Genomic DNA, 22,717 nt, shown 5'->3' with positions numbered 1-22,717 from the left:
GAGGAGTAGACGCACCCACCGCCAGAGAGAAGGGATCGCTGGCTGCAAGTCCCTTTCGGTTGAAGAAGCGTTGAAGGTCGCCTGGGAGTCTGAAAAGCACCCATTCTGGGGAATTTTCACGGATGTGTCCGTTATCGCACCCATGAGGATCAATCTGTGCAATTGATCGAACAAAGGTGGTACCACGAGTCATGTCCTTTCTCGTCCTTTACGAGGAAGGCTTTTTTTATTGTGTTGAACAAGAGGAGTCAACATGGCTGAGCAGGAGCAGAACACACTCACAATGCCCACTCCATCCGCCGCCGATCTTCCCAAGGCCTATGAGCCCCAGGCGGTCGAGGCGAAATGGTATCGCTTCTGGGAAGAGGGAGGCTACTTTAAGCCACGCCCCAATCCTGAGCGCAAGCCCTTTGTTATTAGTATGCCTCCGCCCAACGTGACGGGCGCGCTGCATCTGGGACATGGTATTACCTCCACTGTTGAGGATATCCTGATCCGCTACCATCGTATGCTGGGCGATGAGACGCTCTGGGTGCCGGGCGAGGACCATGCCGGTATCGCGACCCAGACCGTCGTCGAGCGCTTGATCGCCAAAGAGGGGACCGACCGTCATAAACTGGGGCGTGAGGCCTTTCTAGAGCGTGTCTGGCAATGGGTTCACCAGTATAAGGGACGCATTCAGGACCAGCATCGCCGCCTGGGCGCTTCCTGTGACTGGTCACGCGAGCGCTTTACCCTTGATGAGGGGCTCTCTCACGCCGTGCGCGAGGTCTTCGTCAGCCTGTATGAAGAGGGGCTGATCTACCGCGGTGAGCGCATCATCAACTGGTGTCCGCGCTGTATGAGTGCCCTCTCTGACCTCGAGGTCAACCATGTTGACACCCCTGGAAAGCTGACCTATGTGCGCTATCCGCTCAAGCCAGTTGAGGGCGAGAGCGAGACGCGAACTCGCTATATTAGCGTCGCGACCACGCGCCCCGAGACCATTCTGGGTGATACCGCGATTGCCGTGAACCCCAAGGATGCACGCTATAAGGATATTGTTGGGCGCCTGGCAATCGTACCCGTGGTTGGACGCGAGATTCCTATCGTCGCCGACGAGGCCGTGGACCTGGCCTTCGGTACCGGCGCGGTAAAGGTCACGCCCGCGCACGATCCCACCGACTTCGAGATTGGCTTGCGGCACAAGCTGCCCGCCGTACAAGTCATTGGCTTTGATGCCATCATGACCAAAGAGGCCGGTCCCTACGCGGGCCAGGATCGCTACGAGGCGCGCAAGAACCTCGTTGCCGAGCTTGAGCGCCAGGGCCTCGTGGTCAAAATCGAGGATTATAACGTGCCACTGGGTCACTGCCAGCGCTGTGACACTGTCGTTGAGCCACTGATCTCTAAGCAATGGTTCGTCAAGATGAAGCCCCTGGCGACTCCCGCTATCGGCGCGGTAAAGCACGGCCTGATTCGTATCGTGCCCGAGCGCTTCAACAAGACCTATATGGATTGGCTGGAGAACATTCATGACTGGTGTATCTCGCGCCAGCTCTGGTGGGGCCATCGCATCCCGGTCTGGTACTGCGAAACCTGTGGTGAGATGTCGGTCAGCCGCGAGGACGTGACAGCCTGTCTGCACTGCCATAGTACGGCTGTACGCCAGGACGAGGATGTGCTGGATACGTGGTTCAGCTCCTGGCTCTGGCCTTTTAGCACGCTTGGCTGGCCCGGGGATAGCGCTGACCTGCGCCGCTACTATCCAACGGCAGTCATGGAGACTGGCTACGACATCATCTTCTTCTGGGTTGCGCGCATGGTCATGGCGGGCATCCACTTTATGGGAACTGTACCCTTCAGCACCATCTACCTGCACGGTCTGGTACGCGATGCCAAGGGCGAGAAGATGAGTAAGTCGAAGAATAACGTCATCGATCCCTTGGAGGTCATGGACAAGTTTGGCACCGATGCCCTGCGCTTCACCCTGGCTACCAGCAGCACACCGGGCAACGATATGAAGCTGATCGAGGAACGCATTGTTGGTAACCGCAACTTTGCCAACAAGATCTGGAATGCCTCGCGCTTTGTGCTTATGTCCACGGCTGAGGTCGGTGGTGGCGTCCCAGATATCAGCGCGGTCAAGCCTCGTACCCTGGCCGATCGCTGGATCTTGCAGCGCCTGAATCGCCTGGCGCAGTCTGTGACACGCTTGATCAACGATTTCCAGCTTGGTGAGGCTGGACGCCAGATCAATGACTTCTTCTGGTCCGACTACTGTGACTGGTACGTTGAGAGCGCCAAGGTCCAGATGCAGGGCGACGAAGCGATGCGCCAGTCGACCACGGCCATCCTGCGTGCCGTGCTTGACCAGAGCCTGCGCCTGCTGCATCCTTTCATGCCTTTTGTCACTGAGGAGGTCTGGCAGCACCTCTATCGCCTGACCGAGTCTGATCAGAGCAAGTGGCCAGCCTCGGCGCTGATCATTGCCCCCTGGCCAACCGCCCAGGAGCAGTTCGTTGATGATGAGGCCGAGCAGCAGTTTAGCCTCTTGCAGGAAGCGATCACGCGTATCCGCGATGCGCGCAACCAGATGAACGTTGAGTCAGCACGCCGCATCCCGGTCATTATGGCCGCGGGCGAGTATGTCGTGATGCTCAAGGAGCAGAGTCCGCTCATCCAGTTCCTGGCGCGCACTGAGGAGCCACAATTGCACACGATCCTGGAGAGCAAGATCGAGCAGGCGATGGGCTTGCTCGCGGGCAGCGTAGAGATCTACCTGCCTCTAGCTGGTATGGTCGACATTGCCAAGGAGCTTGAGCGTATCGACAAAGAGATTGCCCAGGCCCAGCAGGAGTGTGCGCGCTTGCAGGGCAAGCTCTCCAACGAAAACTTCGTAGCCAAAGCCAAGCCCGAAGTAGTCGCCAAAGAGCGCGAGAAACTCGTCGCCCAGGAGGAGCGCGTCACCAAGCTCGAAACCCGCCGTGCCCAGCTCGCCGGATAAATAAACATTCGCACTCACTAAAAAGGGAGGTGTAAGGTGGCAAATAAGCCACCTTACACCTCCCTTTTTAGTGAGTGCTGTAACTCTCTTTCTCAGGAGCGGCTTCGTGCCTGCGGCACTCAAGGTAGGGGGTGTGGTGGCTGGTTGGCGAAGCCAACCAGCCACCACACCCCCTACCTTGAGGCTCGCTACGCTCGCCGAGGCAAGAACTGTAAGGTCCTGGTGGTCCTTTAAAAGGGCTTGACTTTGGGGGGGAATGCGGGTATATTTGTAGATATCTCAACAATATTGTTGCTAGAACGAGGTGTATTGGATGACCGCCATTGCTCGCTAGAGCGCGGTGGACTGCTTCTTTAAGAAACTTTGCTGATATGCTGTGCCGCTAAAGGCACGGGGCAAATAGTCCTACTGCGACTACACACATGACAACTTTATAATGCGCAGGCCTCTCTCCACCGTGAAAGTGGGGGTATAGCCTGGTATGTACGCGCTGGAGCCTCTGCCAGTGCTGGTTGTCTGTGTTTTCTGTTAGTCGCGTTATCAGCTTATCCCTGGAGTCCTTGACTCCTGACTCTTCTGAGCATCTCCACACGCTCTCCCCTACATCATTTTCCCTTCTTTGTGTGCAGCTTTTTTGTGCTGGCTTATTGTAAGCCTTTCTCTCTATTCCTGGGTCGTTTTCTGCCTTGTTCAGGCTTTTGGCGCGTCGCGTGCTGAATATAACCACCGCCGCCACTTTTCCGGAGTATCTCTTGCCCATTTTCGCGACCCTGCCAATGTCTAAAGCTGCCCACTCCTACGAAATGCGTTTACCTGTATGGCCGTTTGCACTTTGAGCGAAATGTGTGTGCTGGCGGCCCTGGAAAGAAGCCGAGGACCTTATGTGTACTTGTAAATGGACCACCAAACTGTGCGCGGCGCTTGTCGCCAACGCGCTTTCCCTGCTGAAAGCGCCTCTCACCTTGCGTTTAATTCTCCCCAATACAGTTGTGAAGATAAAAAAGAGGTTCACCCTTGCGAAAACGCATGTCGCGCGCAGTAAAGAGTCACAAACAGCCTTTGCGCTTCAACGAATTTGGTATCCTGGATGCATATGACGGTGTAGATGCAGAAGATTTTCGCCCCAGCGGTCGGGGAAAGAGCGCCAGGCCACGCTACAACACTGAGGAAGAGGTCTTTAAATGTCGGCATTGTCGGCGCTTCGTATGTCCATTGCCCAGTGGCGGACATCACCGCAACCATTGTCCCTTTTGCTTACACTCGCGCCACGTCGATGACCGGCAATCTGGTGATCGCTTGAGCACCTGTGGCTCCTCTATGGAGCCGGTTGGGCGCTTTCAGCGTACACGGGGCGAGGATGTGATCGTGCATCGTTGTTTGGGCTGTGGCTTCGAGCGTTTTAACCGCGTCGCCGCCGATGACGATTACGAGCTGATGCTGGAACTGCCCATGGTTCCACCCCGCACGAGCCGAGACCTCAAAGCCCGCGAGGTTGAGGCCTGGCTGGAGGAGCAGCACGAACTTGAGCGTGCCGAATGGGACGTCTCTGACGCAGGCTAGGTATAAACTTCTTGGGAAGAGAAGCAAGAAATGTATTCATTTATGCTTCTCTTCCCTTTTTTATGACAGCCTATCAGGTGACATTAATTGCGCTACTATGCCTTGAGCATAAAGCTTCTGGCAAAGAATTACATTTTAGATTTTGAAAAGGAAGAGTGCTATGATGCCGATGGTGTATAGTAATCCAAACCAAAGCAATAAATTGTTGGCGGTATAGTAGGGATTTCTGCTAGGATTTCGCCCTACCCTTCCTTGTAGTACAAATTGGGTCTTTTGGTTTTTTTCTAATTCAAGGAGATACTTCCGTAGGGAAACTGTATGTTTATATAGTTGCATATGAAGGAGATAAGAAAACCAATAAATCAGTAGCCCCGCAATCCGCATAGCCAATACTTGGGAGGGCAATAGTGCGTTTTGGAATGACAGCCCTAAAATGGCAAAGCTGATACTCATGAAAAATGTGGAAACACTCCAGCGTGTTCGAAGGTAATTTTGTTCTCCTTGCCAGATTGCAAGGTATTGATCATCAAGGAGTTCTTCTTTGGGTAGAGCTTCACTCATATGTTGTATTCTCCTCTCTTATTCAGCGTTTGATGCTTTGGATTGTGTCGATTTGTTTTAGTTCTACAAAGATGGCCAAATATTTTGGGTCTATTTAACCAATCTAAATGAATAAAACGTAATGATCAGTATAAAGTAAAAATGAAATATTGTGGTATGTTATGAGATGCACGTTTGACCAGCGTTTTATTCTTCGCTGAGATAGTAAATAGAAAAAGCTAAAGCATATTTAATACTTAGGAATTGGTCAGAACAATAAAAAGGTGTGGCAAGAATAACTCTGCCACACCTTTTTATTGTGTCTATGAGATCTTAGTCGGCGCTGATCTCTTCGAGCGCAACCTGTGAAAATTGTTCCTGGTAGAGGCGGGCGTAGAGGCCGCCAAGCTCGAGGAGTTCCTGGTGCGTGCCGCGCTCGACGATCTCGCCTTTGTTGACCACAAGAATGACATCTGCGGCCAGGATAGTGGAGAGGCGATGGGCGATGGCCAGCGTGGTGCGTCCCTTCATCAGGGGTTCCAGGGCTGCCTGAATGAGACGCTCTGAATGGGTATCGAGGGCGCTGGTGGCCTCATCCAGGATCAGGATGCGGGGATTCTTGAGGATGACGCGCGCGATCGCGATACGTTGCTTCTCTCCGCCTGAAAGCTTGTAGCCACGCTCGCCTACGACCGTGTCATAGCCATCTTCCAGTTCAGTGATGCGCTCATGAATTGCCGCCGCCTTGGCTGCTGCGATCATCTCCTCGTCGGTCGCGTCCTGGCGCGCGTAGAGCAGATTTTCACGAATCGAGGCATGGAAGAGGTAGGTTTCCTGCGTGACCATGCCTATCAGTTCGCCAAGCGATGTAAGGGTGAGATCCTTAACATCATGCCCGTCAATGGAGATGGTGCCGCTATCTACCTCGTACAGGCGAGGCACCATATAGGTCATGGTAGTTTTTCCCGCGCCGCTGGGACCTACGAGAGCGGCTAGCTGTCCTGGTTGGATCGTGAAGGAGACGTTCTTCAGGGCGGGACGCAGTTCCTCATCCTCACTCTTTACAATCGCCAGTCTCTCAGCCTCCTGCTCATCTTTTGGTGCCTCATCCTTCAATACCGAGTAAGAGCTGTCACGCTTGTAGGCAAAGGCGACGTGATCAAAGGCCACCTCGCCACGAACTTGGTCTGGCTGTAACATGAGGGCGTTGGGCTTATCTTTGATCTCAATAGGCATATCCAGATATTCAAAGATGCGATCAAAGAGTGCCAGCGCGCCCTGAATATCTACCTGCACACTCAGGAGCTGACCGATGGGGAAGAAGATACGGCTCTGAAGCGTAGTAAACGTTACGATAGTACCCAGCGTCATATAGCCGCCGAATATAGGCGCGTGATTGATGATTTGCGCACCCGCGATCAGGTAGACAATGGCTGGGATGACGGAGAAAAAGGTGCCAATAAACATAAAGAACCAGCGCCCAATCAACTGCTGGCGAACCTCCAGGTTGGCCAGATTCTGGTTCTCCTGCTCAAATTGATCGCGAGCATGCTCCTGGCGACCAAAGGTTTTCATCAGGAGGATGCCGCTCACTGAGAGCGTCTCCTGCATCATCGCGGTTAACGAGGCCATGCTCTTCTGCGTCTCTTTGCTGGTCGCGCGACGGACATTGCCGACGCGATAGGTAAACCAGAGGAAGAGTGGGAGCAGGCCCAGGGAGACCAGGGTGAGCAAGGGACTGATGATAAACATCGCGATTATAGTACTGAGAGCCGTCGATATGTTGGAGACAATGCTCGTCGCCGTATTCGTGACCACGCCCTGCACGCCCCCAACGTCGTTGGAGAGGCGTGACTGAATCTCACCAGTGCGCGTGTTGGTGAAGAAGCTCAGCGACATGCTTTGAAGATGGGTATAGAGCCTGTTGCGGAAGTCACGCATGACGCTCTGCCCGATTGTGTTGTTGAGGTATGACTGCCATACGCCGATAAAGCCTGAGATGATCGGCGTAATAAACATAATAATGACATAGATGATGAGGAGAGAGAGATTGCCTTTTCCGATAGCATCGTCAAAGATGCGTTGAATGAGCAGAGGATTGATCAATCCCAGCAGCGTCGTTGCCAGGATTGCCGTAAGGACCAGGAAGACCTGAAACTTATAAGGTTTGAAGGCTTCTATAACGCGACGCACGGTGTGCGCATCTGTTTTACGACCACGTCTCTTTTGTTCCTCTACATAATCAGCCATGCCTCCCCCATGCCCACCACGCATTCCATGTACACCCATATGCATTTCTCCAGGTAGGTAGTGTTGTATGAGAGACGTCTTGTGTGCCTCTCCTGTGTGTTTTTCGTTAAGAATAAGAGTATATGTAAGTGTAACAGATTGCTGAGCAAGATACACTGGTCGAGCAAACGGTTTTCCCCTGTTCTTTTTGACAGGCTGGCTGCAAAGTTTGAGACCTGGAGTAACATTCCTGTACTCCAGGTCTCGAACTTCTCTATTGCTAGAGCATTGTATATGCTAGCGCATAATAGGCCGGCTCAGCACGATTCCGGTCACAAGTCCAGCAATGAACGCCAGTAAGATCAAGATGACGAACATTTGCGTGCTTAGCAGTAATTCTTGCATATGCAGTGCCTCCGTTTCGGCAGGTGAGCCATGAGCCGGAATGCTACCTACAATGTGTACGCTTTCTGGAGCTATGAGCACAACTATCACTTATATGGACGGTCGGAGAAGCAGAATATACAAAAGCCAATCTTACTACTAAGGAGAGACTGTTTATGCTACGAGATGTGCATACTGCTGAAAGAATTCGTTCCGCAGTCGCTTGTAGGCGATGCTCACCAGGGAACTATGGCGTGCTTTGTCCGCCTGTTCGCCAGGCTGCTTGTCTCGATAGGCGCGAAGATTGATGTTGACTCTGCTCAGGGCCTCCTCAAGCGGCGAGGGCATGAGCGCGTCGAAGTCATTTTTCTGGGCCAGGTCAATGAGCAGGGCCTGGCGCTGTTTCTCTGGGAACGAGGCTATCAGCGTGGCCGAGGCGAAAATGACAGGGCGTGCGAACAGAGCCTCAAAGATGGCTTCGACGGGATCGTCCTTCACTTCTTCAAGAATGTAGATTTCAAAGGAATAGTCTCCCTCAGGGAAGTGCTCCAGGCGCTTCTCCTTGCGCCTGAGATCACGGCAATAGTTGCGCGCGATGGTCTTGCAGAAGGATTCCAGGTGCAGGATGGGCGTTGCATCTGACGCCTGTGCCAGTTGGATCTGGCGATAGATGCGAATGGCTGTCTCCTGTAATACGTCTTCGACCAGGTCATTCTCCTGACCATGCCACGCTGGTACGGCATACATATACACAAAGAACGTGACTGAGGGCCGTAAGAAGTCGTACAGTCTGCTCCAGCTTTGCTCATGAGCAAGAGCAAGTTCCTCAAGAGAAGGGAAGTTTACTTGTTTTGTCATAGCTTGTTCTCCTCCATAGGCGCTTATCTTGTCATGAAGACGTAGGTTTTTTGCGAAATGCCGCTAAATTTGTTGCAAAACTACGTTTGTTTTACATGAGAAAAGGTTGTTTGCTATAAAATATGTTTTTGTTTTGAGAAAACTTAAAATATTGAAGAAGGTTACTTAAGTTTTCTTATTGCTAAGTATAAGTAAATGGAATATAGTAGTCAAGATTTCTAAGTACATATATATGTTTTTTTGCTTTGCGATAGAATATTTGTAGGAAAAGGGTAAGTCTGGTGGGAATTATGTAGGATTGCTGTTGAAAAGTTTTGCATGTGCGAGTACAATCTAGTTTATAAAGAGTGATTAACATGTTTTTAATATCTGGCCTCAAGAAACATCAAGAATAGAGAAGATATTTTGTGCCTCAAGCGAGGCGAAGATAAGGTTTTGTGCATGTGAGAGGTGGAGAAGTTGAGAAAACTTTATTTACTGTGATAGCAAACACGCAAACGATCCAGAGGTTGGTTATGGAAGACTACACCAGGCAGCGTATTCAACTGCATTTACGCAATGAAGAAGTGCAAGCGCGTATTCTTGAAAATATACACCGCAGCCGGGCGGATGCCACGGTTACCATTGGCCGGGCGGCGCAACTCTCTGGCTTTAGCGAGAGTAAATTGCGTGACCTGGAGAGCCAGCATATGCTCAATCCTATGCGCTCCAAGGAGAATAAGGGGACCAGGGAGAGCAAGGGGCAGCGACAGTATCCTCTTGAGGAACTGGATAAGCTAGCCGTGATCCAGGAGTTGCTGGAGTCGCGTTTTGCGCTCTCTGATATTCCCAAAGATATCGGCGAGATCTGGGATGAGGTCTTGCCAGAGGGGCGACAGGGACGTCAGTTGCCAGAGACAGTACCAGCGATCAGCGAAGACCCTGTTGGCATGCTTTCTATTGATCGGCGCCTGGCTCGTGAAAAGTCTCTGCTGTTCTGGCGTTATTATGCCGCCCAGGCCTTGCGCATGTCCTTGATGCTGATTAGCGAGTTTTTGCCAGGGTGTGCTATTGGCTTGATCTTGCCGCTAGCTTGCGATCCCGTTGAGGTAGGTGTACGAACGACTGATGACCTATCTCGTCTTGGCGAGTCGCTGGTTGGCTGGCTGGATACTAGTGGAACAGTGCATACGTTACTGACCCACAATCCCTCATTCCAGTATGAGACCGATTATTGTGTGTATCCACTAGGTATTATGCGCCAGGAGCGTTTGCTTGAGAAACCAATCTATCACACCTTGATTGTGCTTGACCGTCCGGATAAGCGTTCACGTCGTCTCTCGCTAGACGAGGCCTATGTGCAAACAATCAGGCGGATGTTGGCACCTTTATATGAAGAAGTTGAATTTATGCGCCGCTGTTTTGGTCCCGGTTGGCATGACCATCGCGAGGTCGCGGCGGACCTGGGCAAGGTAGGTTATTACCAGGATAGTATTCTAGAGGGCCTGACAGATATGGTTGTGCGCATGGGGGGAACGTTTGCGAATGGTCGGCACCACTGGAAGTTTTCTGTGATCCTCTTGCCTGATAATAGCGCGGGGAAAGTTCCCTTACAGGAGCGCACGCTTGTTGTACGCGCTCATAGTAAGGAGAGTCCCTATATTGTGGGAGAGTCCAAGTTCATTCCGCAGAAATCAAGAACAAGCGTGGGTATTCGTGCCTACCAGAGCGGACGCATTCTCTATCGCCCTCATATCTCCTTGCGCGAAAGGACGCGCGCCTTTATTGATGTCGAGGGCGAGATTCAATCCAATGTTGCGGTCCCTATTGGCGGAGAGCATGGGGATCCGCTGGCTGTCCTCTATGTTGTCTCAGACAGTGTAGAGGCCTTTTCCCTCGCAGATCGGCAGTTGCTGAGAATCGTCGGGCGCTTTATTGAAAATGCCATCACGACCTATGATGTCCGCCTACGTACGACTGATGATCTAAAAAGCCTTATACATACCCCTGATGTTGTGGATACATTGTTTAATGAGTTCCGCTGTGAAAATGACTTTATGCGTGATGTAGAAGCACTTGTGTCCGACGCACATGCATGGGAGGAGGATATAAAAGAGGAAGAGTCTGCTAATGAAGAGTCTGGCAGGAGTGATGTTGTCTCCTTTATCGCTATTGACATGGATAACCAGATCAAGCTAGCGCGGAAATATGGTGATCACACCATTCGCTTGTTAGACCGGGCTATAGGCTTGCGTATTCAAGAGTTAATCGCCCCGCTGACAACCAGGGCATCACAATGCTACCTTTATCATATGTACGCAGACCGCTTTTACTTGATTTTGCGTGGCTACTCGCGCGAAAAGGCCTGCGAAAAGGCCGGGCAATTCAAAGTAAACCTGGCCAGGAGCATCGCGGTACACCAGCACGTGGCCGCCGATAGCGCACTTGTAATATCAGAAGTAAGTGCGCACCTGGCCGTGACCTCGTACTCACGGGCGAAACTAAGCGAGTTTCTGCAAGAATATTCCTCCGCCGCCGAGGTAAGCGCCATGATCAGCCAGACGCTGGATGCGGTGTTAAAGCTGGGAATTGGCGAAGGTGGCAACGTGGTTATGGCCTGGAATCCCGAAGCTGAAAATGGGATTCCAGGCTATTCGCGCTGGTCTCAACTAGGAGAAAGCGAATAGTGTGAGTACGTCTAAACGAACTGACACTCGATGTTCTATGATTCACTGGGGGTGAATCTTTTCTGAGGGAGGAATATTACCTTCACCTCTTTATTTGTCTTGAGAATTTATTGGGAGTAAATATAAATGGCTGCAAAAGTCTTTGTTTTAGGACGTCCAGGTAGTGGAAAGACGACAGCTGTACGTCATATGCACGAATTGTATTCCCGAATGGGGGGGGAGGCAAGGAGAGTTAGAGATTATGAGATCCTCTACGAGATGTTCCTTAACGATCAGAAAGAACATCTAGGTCGTTTTCAACAGTCTGCATATTGTGGCTTTGATGTGTTGGATATGGCTGTGGTGGACGAGGCGTTGATGACTCTAGAAAAAAGTATTAAGAAAATATTGAACACAAGAGTAGATTATGCAAATGAGCATAGTTTAAATGAGTTAATCACCATTGAATTTGCTCGTGACAATTATCAACAAGCTTTAAAAAACTTTGACAAAGCATTTTTGCAAGATGCCTATTTCTTTTTTGTCGAAGCCGACCTGGAGACATGTATGCGTCGCATCCGTCAGCGTATTACCTTCCCCATGGATGGTGAACGGCCAGTGGATGATTGTCATTATGTTTCGGACTATATCATGCAGACGTATTACCATAAAGACTGCGAAGAATATGTATTGGAGCAGTTGGCGTCGGACTTTGCACTTGATCCAGGGAAGATTATTATGTGTCGCAATGAGGGATCGTTAGACGCTCTGTTAAAGCGCGTTGACCGCTTTATGGAGCAATTGGTTTCAGACGTTGCTCCTCTTTCTGTGGTGGGAACAAAATAACGCCACAATAATACATATGTGTGGGAAGAGAGGAGCCTGACAGCCGCGGCTGTCAGGCTCCTCTCTTCCCACACATATGTATTACACTGCTACCTCGCGACGCAGGCGTTTATAGGCGATGCTGAGCAGCGCGGCGTGGCGGTTCTTTTCGCCTGGCTCGGTTGGAAGGGGATGTTGATAGGCTTTGAGTTCAATGCCCGCTTCGGCGAGCGCCTGCTCCAGCAGGGTGGGATACTCGCCAAAATCGGTAATATTGGCCAGGTCAGTGAGGAGGGCGGCACGTTGCCCAGGGGGAAATTTGACCAGGATGCGTGCCGCCATTGAAATGACGGTGGTCAGCATCACGCGGTCAACCGCGACCTGGGAGGGGTCAACAACCTGGGATGGGGCGCTGCGCTCCAGGGGAGATGATACCTCCAGAAAACCTTCAGTGTTCTCACTCTCCTGGGCTGGGCGCACCAGGTTCCAATCTTTCTTGCGCCGGTCGCGGAAGTAGTTCTGAGCGATCGTTTTACCAAGCGATTTTAAAGAGTCTATGGGACGAACTTCCCCGTGTACGGCCCGCTGGCAGTAACGAAAGGTGCGTAAGACCGCCTCTTGAGTAATATCCTCAGAGACTTCTCGCTGTTGACCATACCAGGCATTGACACTGGCATTGCGTACCCACTTTTCCACGCGTGGGAAAAGCCAGGTATAAAGGTCATGCCAGGTCGCCTCGTCGTCAGGTTGGTAGCGGAGAGCGGCGGTATCGTCGGTGTGTGCCTTCACGTACAACTTCCTCCTTGAACGGGGGATGAATACCAACGTCCTTACGTGCCCTATAAGCGCATTTGCATGCTTGCGAAGGTGAATGCGCGAATGAAATGTACTCAAGAAATCTGACATTAAAGAAGTAATTTTATCTTTACATGATTTATACTACCTAATAAGGCAGGGATTTGTCAACTCACTTCATACTGTATTTTAAGCTGCATAAAGAAAATTGAGAAAATTGACGTTCTAAAAACGACATTTTTTCTTTTGTATCCCGCGTATGTGTGTAATAAAATTGAGGAAGGTGAAGAAAGTTGATAATAGGCGTGCGTAAAGAGGAAAGAAAGTTGACGGACCAGGTCTCTATTAGCTATACAAGAGAAGTTTAATGTGTTACTATTAGATAAAGCGTTTGCAGGGTTGTGTGGTGCATTTATGAAGATGAAAGACGATATTGACCAAAGCTGGCTTGAGTATGCCTGAATAGGATATGCTTATGGATGAACGAAGTGTGCACCGCATACAAGAACACCTGCAACAGGAAGATGTGCAGCGACGTATACAGCGTTATATGGAGAAGGGGCATGCCGAGGCCACTGTCACGATTAGCCGGGCCGCCGAGCTCTTTAATTTGAGCGAGAATCGGTTGCGTGACTGGGAGGAGTATGGCTTGCTCTCTCCGCTGCGTCCTACGGGTCCCAAGGGGCGGCGCCTCTATACGCCCGCCGAACTGGATAAGCTCGCGATTATTCGTGAATTGATTGATGCTGGCTATGCGCCCAGTGATATTCCTCCTACCATCAAGTTACTATGGAATGCCGTAAGTCCCCATCCCATCCATTCCTATTATCCCTCACCAATATCCTCCGGCGACGTTCACCCGCAAGACGATTTACCTATCAACCGGCGTATAGAGCAGGCCCGTGAGGAGGCCTTCTGGCGTTTTTATGTCTCACAAACCCTACGTCTGGCGTTGATGTTGATTTGCCAGGATCTCCCCAACACGAATGCATGCCTGATCTTGCCATTGGAGCAGGCTCATACTCTGGATGTGCCGCCTCAACGTGTGGAGGACCTGGAAAATCTGGGAGAGTCACTCGTAGGCCTACTGGACCAGAACCTGGCTTCACATACGCTTTGGACGATGACGCCCACCTTTGAGTATGCTTCTGACTATCGTATCCTCTCCCTGGCGCCCATGACGGAAGATGTCCCCGAGGGGCTATCACACGAACGCGCCTTTATTTTGCTTGATCGGCGCTCGCGTAAATTGTCACTGAGCGCACCCCTGGTCGAGACGCTCTCCCGCTTGCTGGCTCCGCTTTATGCCGAGTCTCCGCGTTTTCGTGCCTGTTTTGGCCCGGGAACTCGCGATGCCATAGATATTGTGCCGAACCTGAATGATACCTTGCTAGGCGAAGATCGCACCCTCAAGGGGATATGTGAAATGGTGGTGCGGCTAGGTGGGGTAGCTGCAACAGGGCAGCCTTGCTGGCACTATAGCTGTCTTCTACTGCCAAACTATCCACCCTCCATCCTCTCTTTGCAGCAACGTGCGCTCCTGGTTCGTGCTCAAAGCAAGCAAGGGCCATTTAAAGTAGGCGTGACGCGCTTTGACCCACAAGATATCGCTACTACCCCTATTGTGCGTGCCTTTCAGGTAGGGCGTATTCTCTTGCAGCCTATTATTCCTGTATTGGAAGAGCCCGTTCTGGGGAGGCTGGAGGAGGGCGAGCGCATACGCTCGGCTGTTGCCATTCCTATCATGGGGCGTGAAGGGATCGCGATTGGTGTCCTCTATGTTGCCTCGCGACAAGCGGAGGCATTTCAAGAGCGCGACCTGCGTGTTTTGCGTGTCATAGAAAATATGTTGGGAAGCCTACTAGAGACGTATTATGCACGCTTATTGCCATTGAAGGGCTTGCGTACGAGTATCGAGGCCCCTGCCGTGGTAGACCCGTTCTTTCAGGAGTTTCTCTCTGAAAACGAGTTCGCCTCTCATGTAGAAGAGCTGTTGTACGCGATTCAGGGGCGCAGAGAGTTTAGTATGCGCGAGGTTGTCTCGTTTATTGCCCTGGATATCGATAACATGAGTAGCCTGGCGAATAAGTATGGCGACCGCATGGCGCGTGATCTGAGCCACGAGGTAGGCATGCGGATTCAAGGCCAGTTGCGTGCCTTCAAAGACAACGCTGAATGTGAACTCTACCGTATTAGCGCAGACCGTTTCTATATCATGCTCAAAGGGATGCCCCTGGAGCAGGCTCAGGCCAAGGCCGAACTCTTGCGTACAGTGCTCAGTGGTTCTTACCAGATCGACCCCCAGCGCGTTCCAGCGGGCCAGCCAACTCTCCCAGCCAATAAAGTAGCTTTAAATGGCATTACTGTCCGCCTGGGCGTATCGTTTTACTATTATGCCAAGCTACAGGAAATCTTACAACGTTATACGGCGCATAATGCCCTGGTAGAGGCGAGGCTCCTTATCGAACGCTTCCTGGACGAGGTTCTTGATATTGGTAAACGTGAGGGTGGCAATGTGGTCATGAGCTGGGACCCTCATCAGCGTGGCTATGTACGGCTGCATGGTAGCTCCGCCACAGTTGTTTCAGTTCCCCCAAGCCCCTCAATATCCACTTCATAGAGAGGGAAGAAGTGTTTCATCTTCTGTAGAACTGCCTGCTTGTAGTATCTACATAGCCATTTTAGGTACAGTTATAAAGTCTAAGCATGTTTTTGTAGAAGTCTTCTGTATACTTATCTTTAATACAAAGCTAACGTGTAAACTTCTTTATGCTCACAGCTTCGCTATGGGGATCGGCATATGGGTTGTGGTGGTGGGCTGGCTTTGCCAGCCCACCACCACAACCCATATGCAATGAGACACGCAGTGGCGAGGTATCTCACTCATCTGCGGATGAGCGCTTGTGAGGTATACGTTAGCAAAGGGAGAGTATACACATGGGCGTAAAGGTATTTGTTCTGGGGCGTCCAGGCAGCGGAAAGTCTACCGGAGCTCGCTATATCAGGTACCTGGCTGAGCAGGCCAGTTGGAGCAGTGCACATTTTAACGATTATCATATTTTACAAGAAATGTTTCTCGCTGATACGGAGCATAAGCAATTTCGTCCTACCGAGCATAACGGGTTTGACGCCATTGACCTCTCGGTTCTCGATTGCGCCTTACAGGAATTAGAGCGCCGGGTGCAGCTAATAAGCGCGACCACGGATCTCGTCACTATTGAGTTTGCCCGCGATGACTATCAGGCGGCTTTTAAGCATTTTAGCCCTGCCTTTCTGCGTGATGCCTCTGTGCTATTTCTTCATGCCGATCTGGATACTTGCTTACAGCGTGTGCATGAGCGTGTGAGCTGTGCCTTTTCGGCGGACGATCACCCCTCCTTCTCCGACGATATTTTTAAGCGCTACTATGCCCACGATGAGACAGAGTATATTTTAACTTTCTTGAAGCATGAATATGGGATAGGACAGGAGGTGTGTGTGCTCAATAATATGAGTGGCCTGGAGTATCTCCAGCGAGGCCTGGAGCTGTTTGTGCAGAATACTCTCTTACTGCCGAGTAAAGTGCTCTCCCTAACCGCCTAAGTGGCATCGTATACCTTTTCCATAACCTCTACTTTTTCATTGACTACATGTGATACAGTTATGGGTGAGTCGTCCGCTAGTACAGAGGAGGTTTGAGGTTTCGTGGCTTCCATACATATCCCCTTTGAGAAGCTCACACCAGTTCATCCACGGCGCCGTATTACACTGGAGACGGAAGCTAAGCCCATCTCAACACGTGTGATTGACCTGTTGATTCCGCTGGGATTTGGGCAACGCGCCCTGGTTGTCGCGCCACCCCAAGCTGGAAAGACAACCATTTTACGCCAGATATCGACCGCGGTTTTGCGGAACTATCCCCAGGCTTACTTATTCCTGTGTCTCGTTGATGAGCGCCCAGAAGAGGTGACTGAATGGTGCTCTGAGATTCAGGGTCCCCAGGTCAGTCACTACGCCTCCAGTTTTGATCAGCGCATAAGCAAACATGGCTACATCGTTGAGCAGGCTCTCTTCGATGCCAAGCGCGCAGTGGAACAAGGTGCTGACGTCATTATTATTCTAGACTCTCTGACGCGTCTGGCACGGGTACATAATTTACAGACCGATATGTGGCGTCAGGGGCGAGGAGGGCGCACCCTTTCGGGTGGTATCGACGCCCAGGCGCTGGAGATTGGGCGGCGTACCTTTGGTGCTGCTCGTGCCCTCGACGAGGGTGGTAGCCTCACAATTGTGGCAAGCTGCCTGGTCGAGACAGGGAGTCGCCTGGATGAGGTCGTCTACGAGGAGTTTAAAGGGACAGGCAATTTAGAGATACGGCTCTCACGCGAGATGGCCGATAAGCGTATCTTTCCAGCCATTAATATCACGTCTTCAAGTACGCGTCAGGAAGAGCGCCTGCTAAGTGAAGAGGATCTGAAAGCGGCAACAGATATACGCCGCCGTATGGCGCCCCTGCCTAAATGGGATGGGAATGAGCAGGCAATTCGCCTCTTCGAGAAGACCAGCAGCAATAGTCAGCTGGTGAATGCTATTCTCAAACAGGCGTGATTAGAATTCGAGGGCGCGCTTACGTCTACTTCAATATATGTAGTATGTATGCATCGTTGTGTCTTGCTACCAGAAGTCAATGTTGGCAGACACTAAAAGGCATGTGACGCATCCCAGGGAGAATGTCAGGTGGCGGGGTGGTATTTCCGCGTACTTCTTATCCGAAATCCTGAGCGCGAAGCGCTAGTCACGCAAGTGACGTTGGGTTTTGGAATAAGATCTTAGAAGCGGATGTGTCATTAATGCTGCAAGAGCACTGGAGGAACCAGTATGCGTTGTCCTTACTGTGGAGAACCAAATAATAACGCTAGCGCGTCCTTTTGTATTCGTTGCGGTCGAGATCTCAAGACGGGTACCCAGGTTCGCCCACGCCAGCGATCATTTCAACCAGTCCAGGGAGCACCCGCGCCGCACAATGTGAGCCAGCCGCAGCCGGAGTCTGGGCCATACTATGCCCCTTCTTCGTACCAGGTTCCGGGTGGAGCTGTCAATTCCATGCCAGCCAATATCCCAGGACAACGGCAGCCAGGCACACCCGCCCAATCGGGGAGAGCCGCGCGGCCAAAGGCATCCTCTGGACAAGTAGCCAGGCATGAAGAGCTTAATCTGTTAACGCCGATCATGGCACCTGTTCAAGGTCCACAGGCTCCTGAATCCTTCCCGCCGCGTACTTTTGCGCAATTGATTGCGTTAGAGACGGAGGCCCTGGACTACAAGGTGCTGAGCGACGATCTGGGCTATGGGCGCAAGAAGATCATTAAGATTGAGTTCGCACGTTCTGTTCCCTGGCTCCAGGTGGCGACGCTGCTCAATGCGCTCAGCAAGTATCGCTCGACCTCATCTGATACAATTATGATACAAGGCAGTTACCCACAGAGCTCCAATCTGTATGATTTCAGTAACGGGCAGCTGCAATATGACCATAATGTGCGCCTGGGAAGCCAGATGGTTGATCGCTACCTCATTGATAGTGGGACGGGTTTAGAGAGTGATGGGGTACGTATTGTGTTTACAGAGCGGGGTAAGTAAGAGCGGCTACGACTTGTGTATCTCCAGGCGCAGATGAGCAATGAGAATACGTAGAGGATCTGTAGTAAAAAAGGGCCTGGAGATATATGCAAGCTGTAGAGCTTATACGAAAGAAGCGGGACGGAGGCGTCCTGGATACCGACGAAATTAACTGGCTTATTGAGCAATATACCCAGGGAGCGGTTCCCGATTATCAGATGGCGGCATGGCTCATGGCCGTTTGTTGGCGAGGAATGGACGCGCGCGAAACGCGCGACCTGACCATGGCTATGGTGCATTCGGGAGATGAACTGCATGTGCGCGATATTGTCTCGCCTGTGATTGATAAACACAGTACCGGGGGCGTCGGAGACAAGGTTACCCTGGCTGTAGCGCCCCTGGCCGCCGCGTGTGGCATCGCGGTAGGAAAGATGACCGGGCGCGGCCTGGGCCACACCGGAGGAACGGTTGATAAGCTTGAATCGGTCCAGGGCTTTCGTCCTGAGCTGACGCGTGAAGAATTTATACACATCCTCAAGACAGAAGGCGTTGTGCTCGCGGGCCAATCGGCGGACCTGGCACCAGCTGATGGCAAGATGTATGCTCTGCGCGACGTTACTGGAACGGTTGAGAGTATTCCCCTGATTGCCGCCAGCATTATGAGTAAAAAACTGGCCATTGGCTGCTCCCACCTGCTCCTTGATGTCAAATTTGGTAGTGGCGCGTTTATGAAGACAGTCGAGAAGGCACGCGAACTGGCCCAGGCCATGGTAGACATTGGCCGCCTGGCTGGGATACACACAGTAGCCGCCCTGACCTCGATGGAGCAGCCGCTAGGGTGCGCAGTGGGCAATGCACTGGAAATGATGGAGGCCATCGCGATCCTGCGTGGTGAAGGGCCAGAGGACGTCAGTGAGCTCTGCTACCATGATGTGGCCGAATTGCTGGTCATGACCGGAAAGGCGCAGACCATGGACACGGCGGAGCAACAGGTGCAGCAAGCTATCCGTTCAGGTGCGGGCCTGGCGAAGCTGGCAGCAGTGATCGCGGCCCAGGGAGGAGATGCCCGCCAGGTCGAGCAGCCGCACTTGCTGCCGCAAGCACCGTACAAAGTAATGCTGACATCACCACATACTGGCTATATCGCGGCCATCGACGCGGAAGCCATTGGCCTGGCCAGCATGCGCCTGGGGGCCGGGCGCTTCCGAAAAGGTGAGCCAGTCGATCATCGCACGGGCCTGGTCTTGCAAGCCAAGGTCGGCGCGTATCGGCAGGCCGGAGAGCCTCTGGTGGAGGTGCATGCACGGAGCGAAGCAGAGGCACGCGACCTCTTTGAGACCCTGCTGGCGTGCTACCGCTGGAGCGATACGCCAGTACAGCCAGGAGCACTTATTCACGAAGTAATCCGTCCATAAGCATGTATCGTTCTAGATCAGGAGGCGAGAGGCCGCGTTTGCGTAAACGCGGCCTCTCGCATTTTTACTTGCCTATAGATTCCTTCGAGTTGGTACCTTCTGTAGGAGTGTTCTGCCCAGGTGCCAGGGTAGGAGTGTTCTGTACTGGTGCTGGGGTAGGAGGAACGCTCTGTGGTTGGGCCGCGTGAGGGAGCGTCAGGGTGAGCTGCATAAAGTCGGCTGTAGGGATGCCGGGATCACGTGTGCCGCGCAGAAGGTAGAAGTGTCCCTGTGTGTCACATGTGGCCGTTCCCAGGAGCGAACCCCCATTGGGAATGTCAGGCAGAGCACTGGCATGCAGGGTCTTCAGATCAAGCAGCCAGGAATGGGCCAGGCTACTATTATGTGTCGCATCGAAGCCGCCAAGCATAACGAGTTGATCGCTAGAGGGGGCGCAACTGGAGCTACCACTCAGTGGAGTGGGGAGGGTTGCCTGCTCCTTATGCCAGGCGTTATGCGCGCTATCGTAGCGGTAGATCGCGTTTGAGGGATGCGCCTGGGCGGCATCGCTTGCGCCACCAAGCAGAAGGATCTGATTTTGCGAGGTGAGTGCCAGCATCACATAGCCCAGGCCCTGGGGGAGAGGGGCGAGCGCCTGCCATTGACCGGTATGTGGTGTGTAGCGATACCAGCCCGTCCCTGCGACCGTTTGCCCTGCACCAGCCTTGCTAAATCCCTGCGTCAGGTAGACATCGCCCTGCTGATCAGTGAGCATTGAGAGACCAAAACCAAGAGGAATATCCTGGTTGGGGATGATTTTATTGAGCGAGCCATCTGCCAGTCGGTACTGATAGAGGGCAGATGAGACGGAGTAAGTATCTGTCGAGTATCCATTGGCGAAGAGCAGATTACCATAGGTATCGTGAGCAATGGCATTATTGAGCATGCCAGGGAAGGTGCCATTCGTGGTTGGAGCCTGCTCCCAGCGCCCGCTACTGATATCATATCGGTAGAGGTGACGGTCATATTTAGGGTTTTGTTTCGGACCACGATAGCCGCCGGTCATATAGACATAGGAGTGCCCCTGGACCTGGGCAAACATTGAGGCGTTATCCGCGACGGGCACTGGCGGCGAAGCCAGTTGATGCCAGCTGGCTATGTGGCCAATATCAAGCGACTCAGCGCCAGGAGGATTAGGATTGTCACCTGGCGAACCTGCCTGGCTGAGCAGAAAGGGTGTGCCATAAAAGTAGGCCACACTCGCTGAGATGAGCAGGAGTAACAGGAGGGCAAACATCAGGAGCGTCAGCGTACGTGTTTCACTACGAGTTTGCTTGGCTGAAGCGTTGACGGCGAGCGCAGCGGGAATGCCGTTGGTCGCCGTGGAAGATGTAGGCCTCAATACAGGCCTGGGAGTAGGCATGTTACGTGGCTGAGGTGTAGGCGTCGGTGGGCTATATGGTCGAGGAGTAGGGTGCCTGTCCTGGCGTCGTAAGCGCTGTAAGTGTTGCCTGGTCTGACGGCGCCCATCCAGTATCTGTGCCAGGAACGCTGGTGAGGGTCGTACGCTGGAGAGGGAGAGTGGGACAAGGGATGAAGCAAAATTGTCTCCAGCATTCAAGTCCTGGTGTAAGTCTGCGGCCTGATCTTCTTTGCGCGCAGCCTGTAGCGAAGGTGATGGCGTGGGAAAGGCATGTAAATGGCTGAGGCGTTCTTCATACGCGGCCCGTTCTTCAATTGCATACACGCGCTCAAGGGCCTGAGCAAAGAGGGAAGCATTCTGATAGCGTTGGGCTGGGTCCGGGCGTGTCGCAAGGTTCACGAGGCCTTGTAGCGCGGACGAGACCCTGGTCTGGATCGGGCGTGGCTCATCCTTCATAAGCGCAGAAGGGGCCACACGCTGTCCTGTAAGCATCTCATGCAGAATAACGCCCAGGCTGAAGAGATCGGAGCGACCATCTGTCTGTGAGCCGCCGTTATACTGCTCGGGTGACGCATAGCCTGGAGAGCCAAAGCCGGTTGTGTCGGTGCTCTGCCCCTCTTTATAGTAGCGCGCGATGCCATAATCGATCAGCATCAGCATGCCGTTGGGCATCAGCATAATATTTGAGGGCTTGAGATCGCGATAGATAACAGGCAGCTGCTGCTGGTGCAGGTAGGCCAGGACATCGCAAAGCTGGGTCGCGTAATTGAGTGCCTCCAGGGGCGGCAATGGGGCATGCTGGCTCAGGTAATTGTTGAGGGAAATGCCGGGTACATAATCCATCACCAGGTGCCACGACCCATGCTCATGAAAGTAATCATAGAGCGTGGGGATGGCGGGATGCTGCAGGCGTAACAGGAGCAGGGCTTCGCGCGTAAAACGGTCTGTATGCTCCCCTCCACTCACGGGAAATCGTCCCGGAGGCGCAGAATGAGGATCAGCGGTGATCATATCGTCGGGATGCAAAATCTGCTCTAACTCAGCTACAGCGCTCTCAGCGAGAGGGCTATCGGCGAGGGCTTGCTTGATCGCAAATGGCGTCCCGAGGCGTGTGTGGGTTGCGAGGAGCACCTTGCCCATGCCGCCGCGACCAAGAATGCGTTGAACCTGGTAGTCTCCATTATGGAGATACGTTATAGAGGAATCGGATGCTTGTGAGTGTGTGGGTTGTTGCATATTGCCTGGCATTGCTCTGCTTCTCCCTTCCAACTTTCCACCAATAGCTTCTCATCTTAAGAAGTATTCTAGTCAGGCGTACGAGAAAAAGGGAGCGAAGCTCTTATCTGCTCCCCTATTTCTTGTAGTTCCATACTCTCTCTATTGTAGCATGCCACACCGGAATCTGCATTGAGCTAGCGATGCCGTTCAGGTACGTCCAGATGGACCGCATGAATTCGCGTTCAGACGGCTTGCCGAATAGAAG

Annotated in this window: 15 protein-coding genes; 10 read left to right on the top strand and 5 right to left on the bottom strand. The window is 52.4% G+C overall.

Annotation, left to right across the window (positions count from 1 at the left end):
• The first annotated feature begins 253 nt into the window (after positions 1–253).
• The 3 genes from KRAC_RS14005 (at position 254) to KRAC_RS61545 (ending at position 4,546) form a co-directional block, all read left to right on the top strand.
• Entirely contained in the window at positions 254–2,986 is a 2,733-nt protein-coding gene (locus KRAC_RS14005; protein ID WP_211221274.1) for a valine--tRNA ligase, read from the top strand.
• A 36-nt stretch (positions 2,987–3,022) separates the two neighbouring features.
• The gene (locus tag KRAC_RS71200) at positions 3,023–3,220 is read left to right on the top strand and encodes a hypothetical protein (RefSeq protein WP_157506436.1); all 198 of its coding nucleotides are present in this window, start codon (positions 3,023–3,025) and stop codon (positions 3,218–3,220) included.
• A gap of 780 nt (positions 3,221–4,000) precedes the next feature.
• The gene (locus KRAC_RS61545) at positions 4,001–4,546 is read left to right on the top strand and encodes an RNHCP domain-containing protein (RefSeq protein ID WP_007907996.1); all 546 of its coding nucleotides are present in this window, start codon (positions 4,001–4,003) and stop codon (positions 4,544–4,546) included.
• A 135-nt stretch (positions 4,547–4,681) separates the two neighbouring features.
• Here the strand turns inward: KRAC_RS61545 and KRAC_RS13990 are convergent, their stop codons facing one another.
• From KRAC_RS13990 to KRAC_RS13980, 3 genes are all read right to left on the bottom strand, one after another.
• Entirely contained in the window at positions 4,682–5,107 is a 426-nt protein-coding gene (locus KRAC_RS13990) for a hypothetical protein (RefSeq protein WP_007907987.1), read from the bottom strand.
• A gap of 312 nt (positions 5,108–5,419) precedes the next feature.
• Positions 5,420–7,375, bottom strand: coding sequence for an ABC transporter ATP-binding protein (locus KRAC_RS13985; protein ID WP_007907986.1), 1,956 nt, complete (start codon positions 7,373–7,375; stop codon positions 5,420–5,422).
• A gap of 498 nt (positions 7,376–7,873) precedes the next feature.
• A complete protein-coding gene (locus KRAC_RS13980; protein WP_007907983.1) occupies positions 7,874–8,557 on the bottom strand; it encodes an RNA polymerase sigma factor in 684 nt (227 codons plus the stop codon).
• A 515-nt stretch (positions 8,558–9,072) separates the two neighbouring features.
• Between KRAC_RS13980 and KRAC_RS13975 the strand changes: the two genes are divergently transcribed.
• Entirely contained in the window at positions 9,073–11,223 is a 2,151-nt protein-coding gene (locus KRAC_RS13975; RefSeq protein WP_007907982.1) for a MerR family transcriptional regulator, read from the top strand.
• Between the two features lie 126 nt (positions 11,224–11,349).
• Positions 11,350–12,048, top strand: coding sequence for a DEAD/DEAH box helicase family protein (locus tag KRAC_RS13970; RefSeq protein WP_007907981.1), 699 nt, complete (start codon positions 11,350–11,352; stop codon positions 12,046–12,048).
• A gap of 81 nt (positions 12,049–12,129) precedes the next feature.
• On the opposite strand, the gene KRAC_RS13965 is transcribed toward KRAC_RS13970, so the two are convergent.
• Positions 12,130–12,816: an RNA polymerase sigma factor gene (locus tag KRAC_RS13965; RefSeq protein ID WP_007907980.1), complete on the bottom strand. Its 687-nt coding sequence runs from the start codon at positions 12,814–12,816 to the stop codon at positions 12,130–12,132.
• 481 nt (positions 12,817–13,297) lie between these two features.
• Here KRAC_RS13965 and KRAC_RS13960 point away from each other — a divergent pair, with 481 nt between their 5' ends.
• The 5 genes from KRAC_RS13960 (at position 13,298) to KRAC_RS13940 (ending at position 19,832) form a co-directional block, all read left to right on the top strand.
• Positions 13,298–15,442 (top strand): MerR family transcriptional regulator, encoded by a 2,145-nt coding sequence (locus tag KRAC_RS13960; RefSeq protein WP_007907978.1) that lies wholly within the window; start codon positions 13,298–13,300, stop codon positions 15,440–15,442.
• A 317-nt stretch (positions 15,443–15,759) separates the two neighbouring features.
• Positions 15,760–16,404: a DEAD/DEAH box helicase family protein gene (locus KRAC_RS13955; RefSeq protein WP_007907976.1), complete on the top strand. Its 645-nt coding sequence runs from the start codon at positions 15,760–15,762 to the stop codon at positions 16,402–16,404.
• Between the two features lie 102 nt (positions 16,405–16,506).
• The gene (gene rho / locus KRAC_RS13950; protein ID WP_007907975.1) at positions 16,507–17,409 is read left to right on the top strand and encodes a transcription termination factor Rho; all 903 of its coding nucleotides are present in this window, start codon (positions 16,507–16,509) and stop codon (positions 17,407–17,409) included.
• Between the two features lie 270 nt (positions 17,410–17,679).
• The gene (locus tag KRAC_RS13945) at positions 17,680–18,438 is read left to right on the top strand and encodes a zinc ribbon domain-containing protein (protein WP_007907974.1); all 759 of its coding nucleotides are present in this window, start codon (positions 17,680–17,682) and stop codon (positions 18,436–18,438) included.
• An 86-nt stretch (positions 18,439–18,524) separates the two neighbouring features.
• On the top strand, positions 18,525–19,832 hold the full coding sequence (locus KRAC_RS13940; RefSeq protein WP_007907973.1) for a thymidine phosphorylase: 1,308 nt from the start codon (positions 18,525–18,527) through the stop codon (positions 19,830–19,832).
• 64 nt (positions 19,833–19,896) lie between these two features.
• Here the strand turns inward: KRAC_RS13940 and KRAC_RS61540 are convergent, their stop codons facing one another.
• Positions 19,897–22,482, bottom strand: coding sequence for a protein kinase domain-containing protein (locus KRAC_RS61540; protein WP_007907972.1), 2,586 nt, complete (start codon positions 22,480–22,482; stop codon positions 19,897–19,899).
• Positions 22,483–22,717 lie beyond the last annotated feature (235 nt).

The sequence above is a fragment of the Ktedonobacter racemifer DSM 44963 genome, from assembly GCF_000178855.1.
GTDB classification, from domain to species: Bacteria; Chloroflexota; Ktedonobacteria; order Ktedonobacterales; family Ktedonobacteraceae; genus Ktedonobacter; species Ktedonobacter racemifer.
The sequence above is the reverse complement of the archived record's forward strand: the minus strand, read 5'-3'. Positions and strand labels throughout refer to the sequence as shown.

Excerpts from the sequence above, each read along its gene's own strand:
- KRAC_RS13980 (WP_007907983.1), bottom strand. The coding sequence starts at position 8,557 with ATGACAAAACAAGTAAACTTCCCTTCTCTTGAGGAACTTGCTCTTGCT.
- KRAC_RS13955 (WP_007907976.1), top strand. The coding sequence starts at position 15,760 with ATGGGCGTAAAGGTATTTGTTCTGGGGCGTCCAGGCAGCGGAAAGTCT.
- KRAC_RS13940 (WP_007907973.1), top strand. The coding sequence starts at position 18,525 with ATGCAAGCTGTAGAGCTTATACGAAAGAAGCGGGACGGAGGCGTCCTG.
- KRAC_RS14005 (WP_211221274.1), top strand. The coding sequence starts at position 254 with ATGGCTGAGCAGGAGCAGAACACACTCACAATGCCCACTCCATCCGCC.
- KRAC_RS13945 (WP_007907974.1), top strand. The coding sequence starts at position 17,680 with ATGCGTTGTCCTTACTGTGGAGAACCAAATAATAACGCTAGCGCGTCC.
- KRAC_RS61540 (WP_007907972.1), bottom strand. The coding sequence starts at position 22,482 with ATGCCAGGCAATATGCAACAACCCACACACTCACAAGCATCCGATTCC.
- KRAC_RS13970 (WP_007907981.1), top strand. The coding sequence starts at position 11,350 with ATGGCTGCAAAAGTCTTTGTTTTAGGACGTCCAGGTAGTGGAAAGACG.
- KRAC_RS13990 (WP_007907987.1), bottom strand. The coding sequence starts at position 5,107 with ATGAGTGAAGCTCTACCCAAAGAAGAACTCCTTGATGATCAATACCTT.
- KRAC_RS13975 (WP_007907982.1), top strand. The coding sequence starts at position 9,073 with ATGGAAGACTACACCAGGCAGCGTATTCAACTGCATTTACGCAATGAA.
- KRAC_RS13985 (WP_007907986.1), bottom strand. The coding sequence starts at position 7,375 with ATGGGTGTACATGGAATGCGTGGTGGGCATGGGGGAGGCATGGCTGAT.
- KRAC_RS13960 (WP_007907978.1), top strand. The coding sequence starts at position 13,298 with ATGGATGAACGAAGTGTGCACCGCATACAAGAACACCTGCAACAGGAA.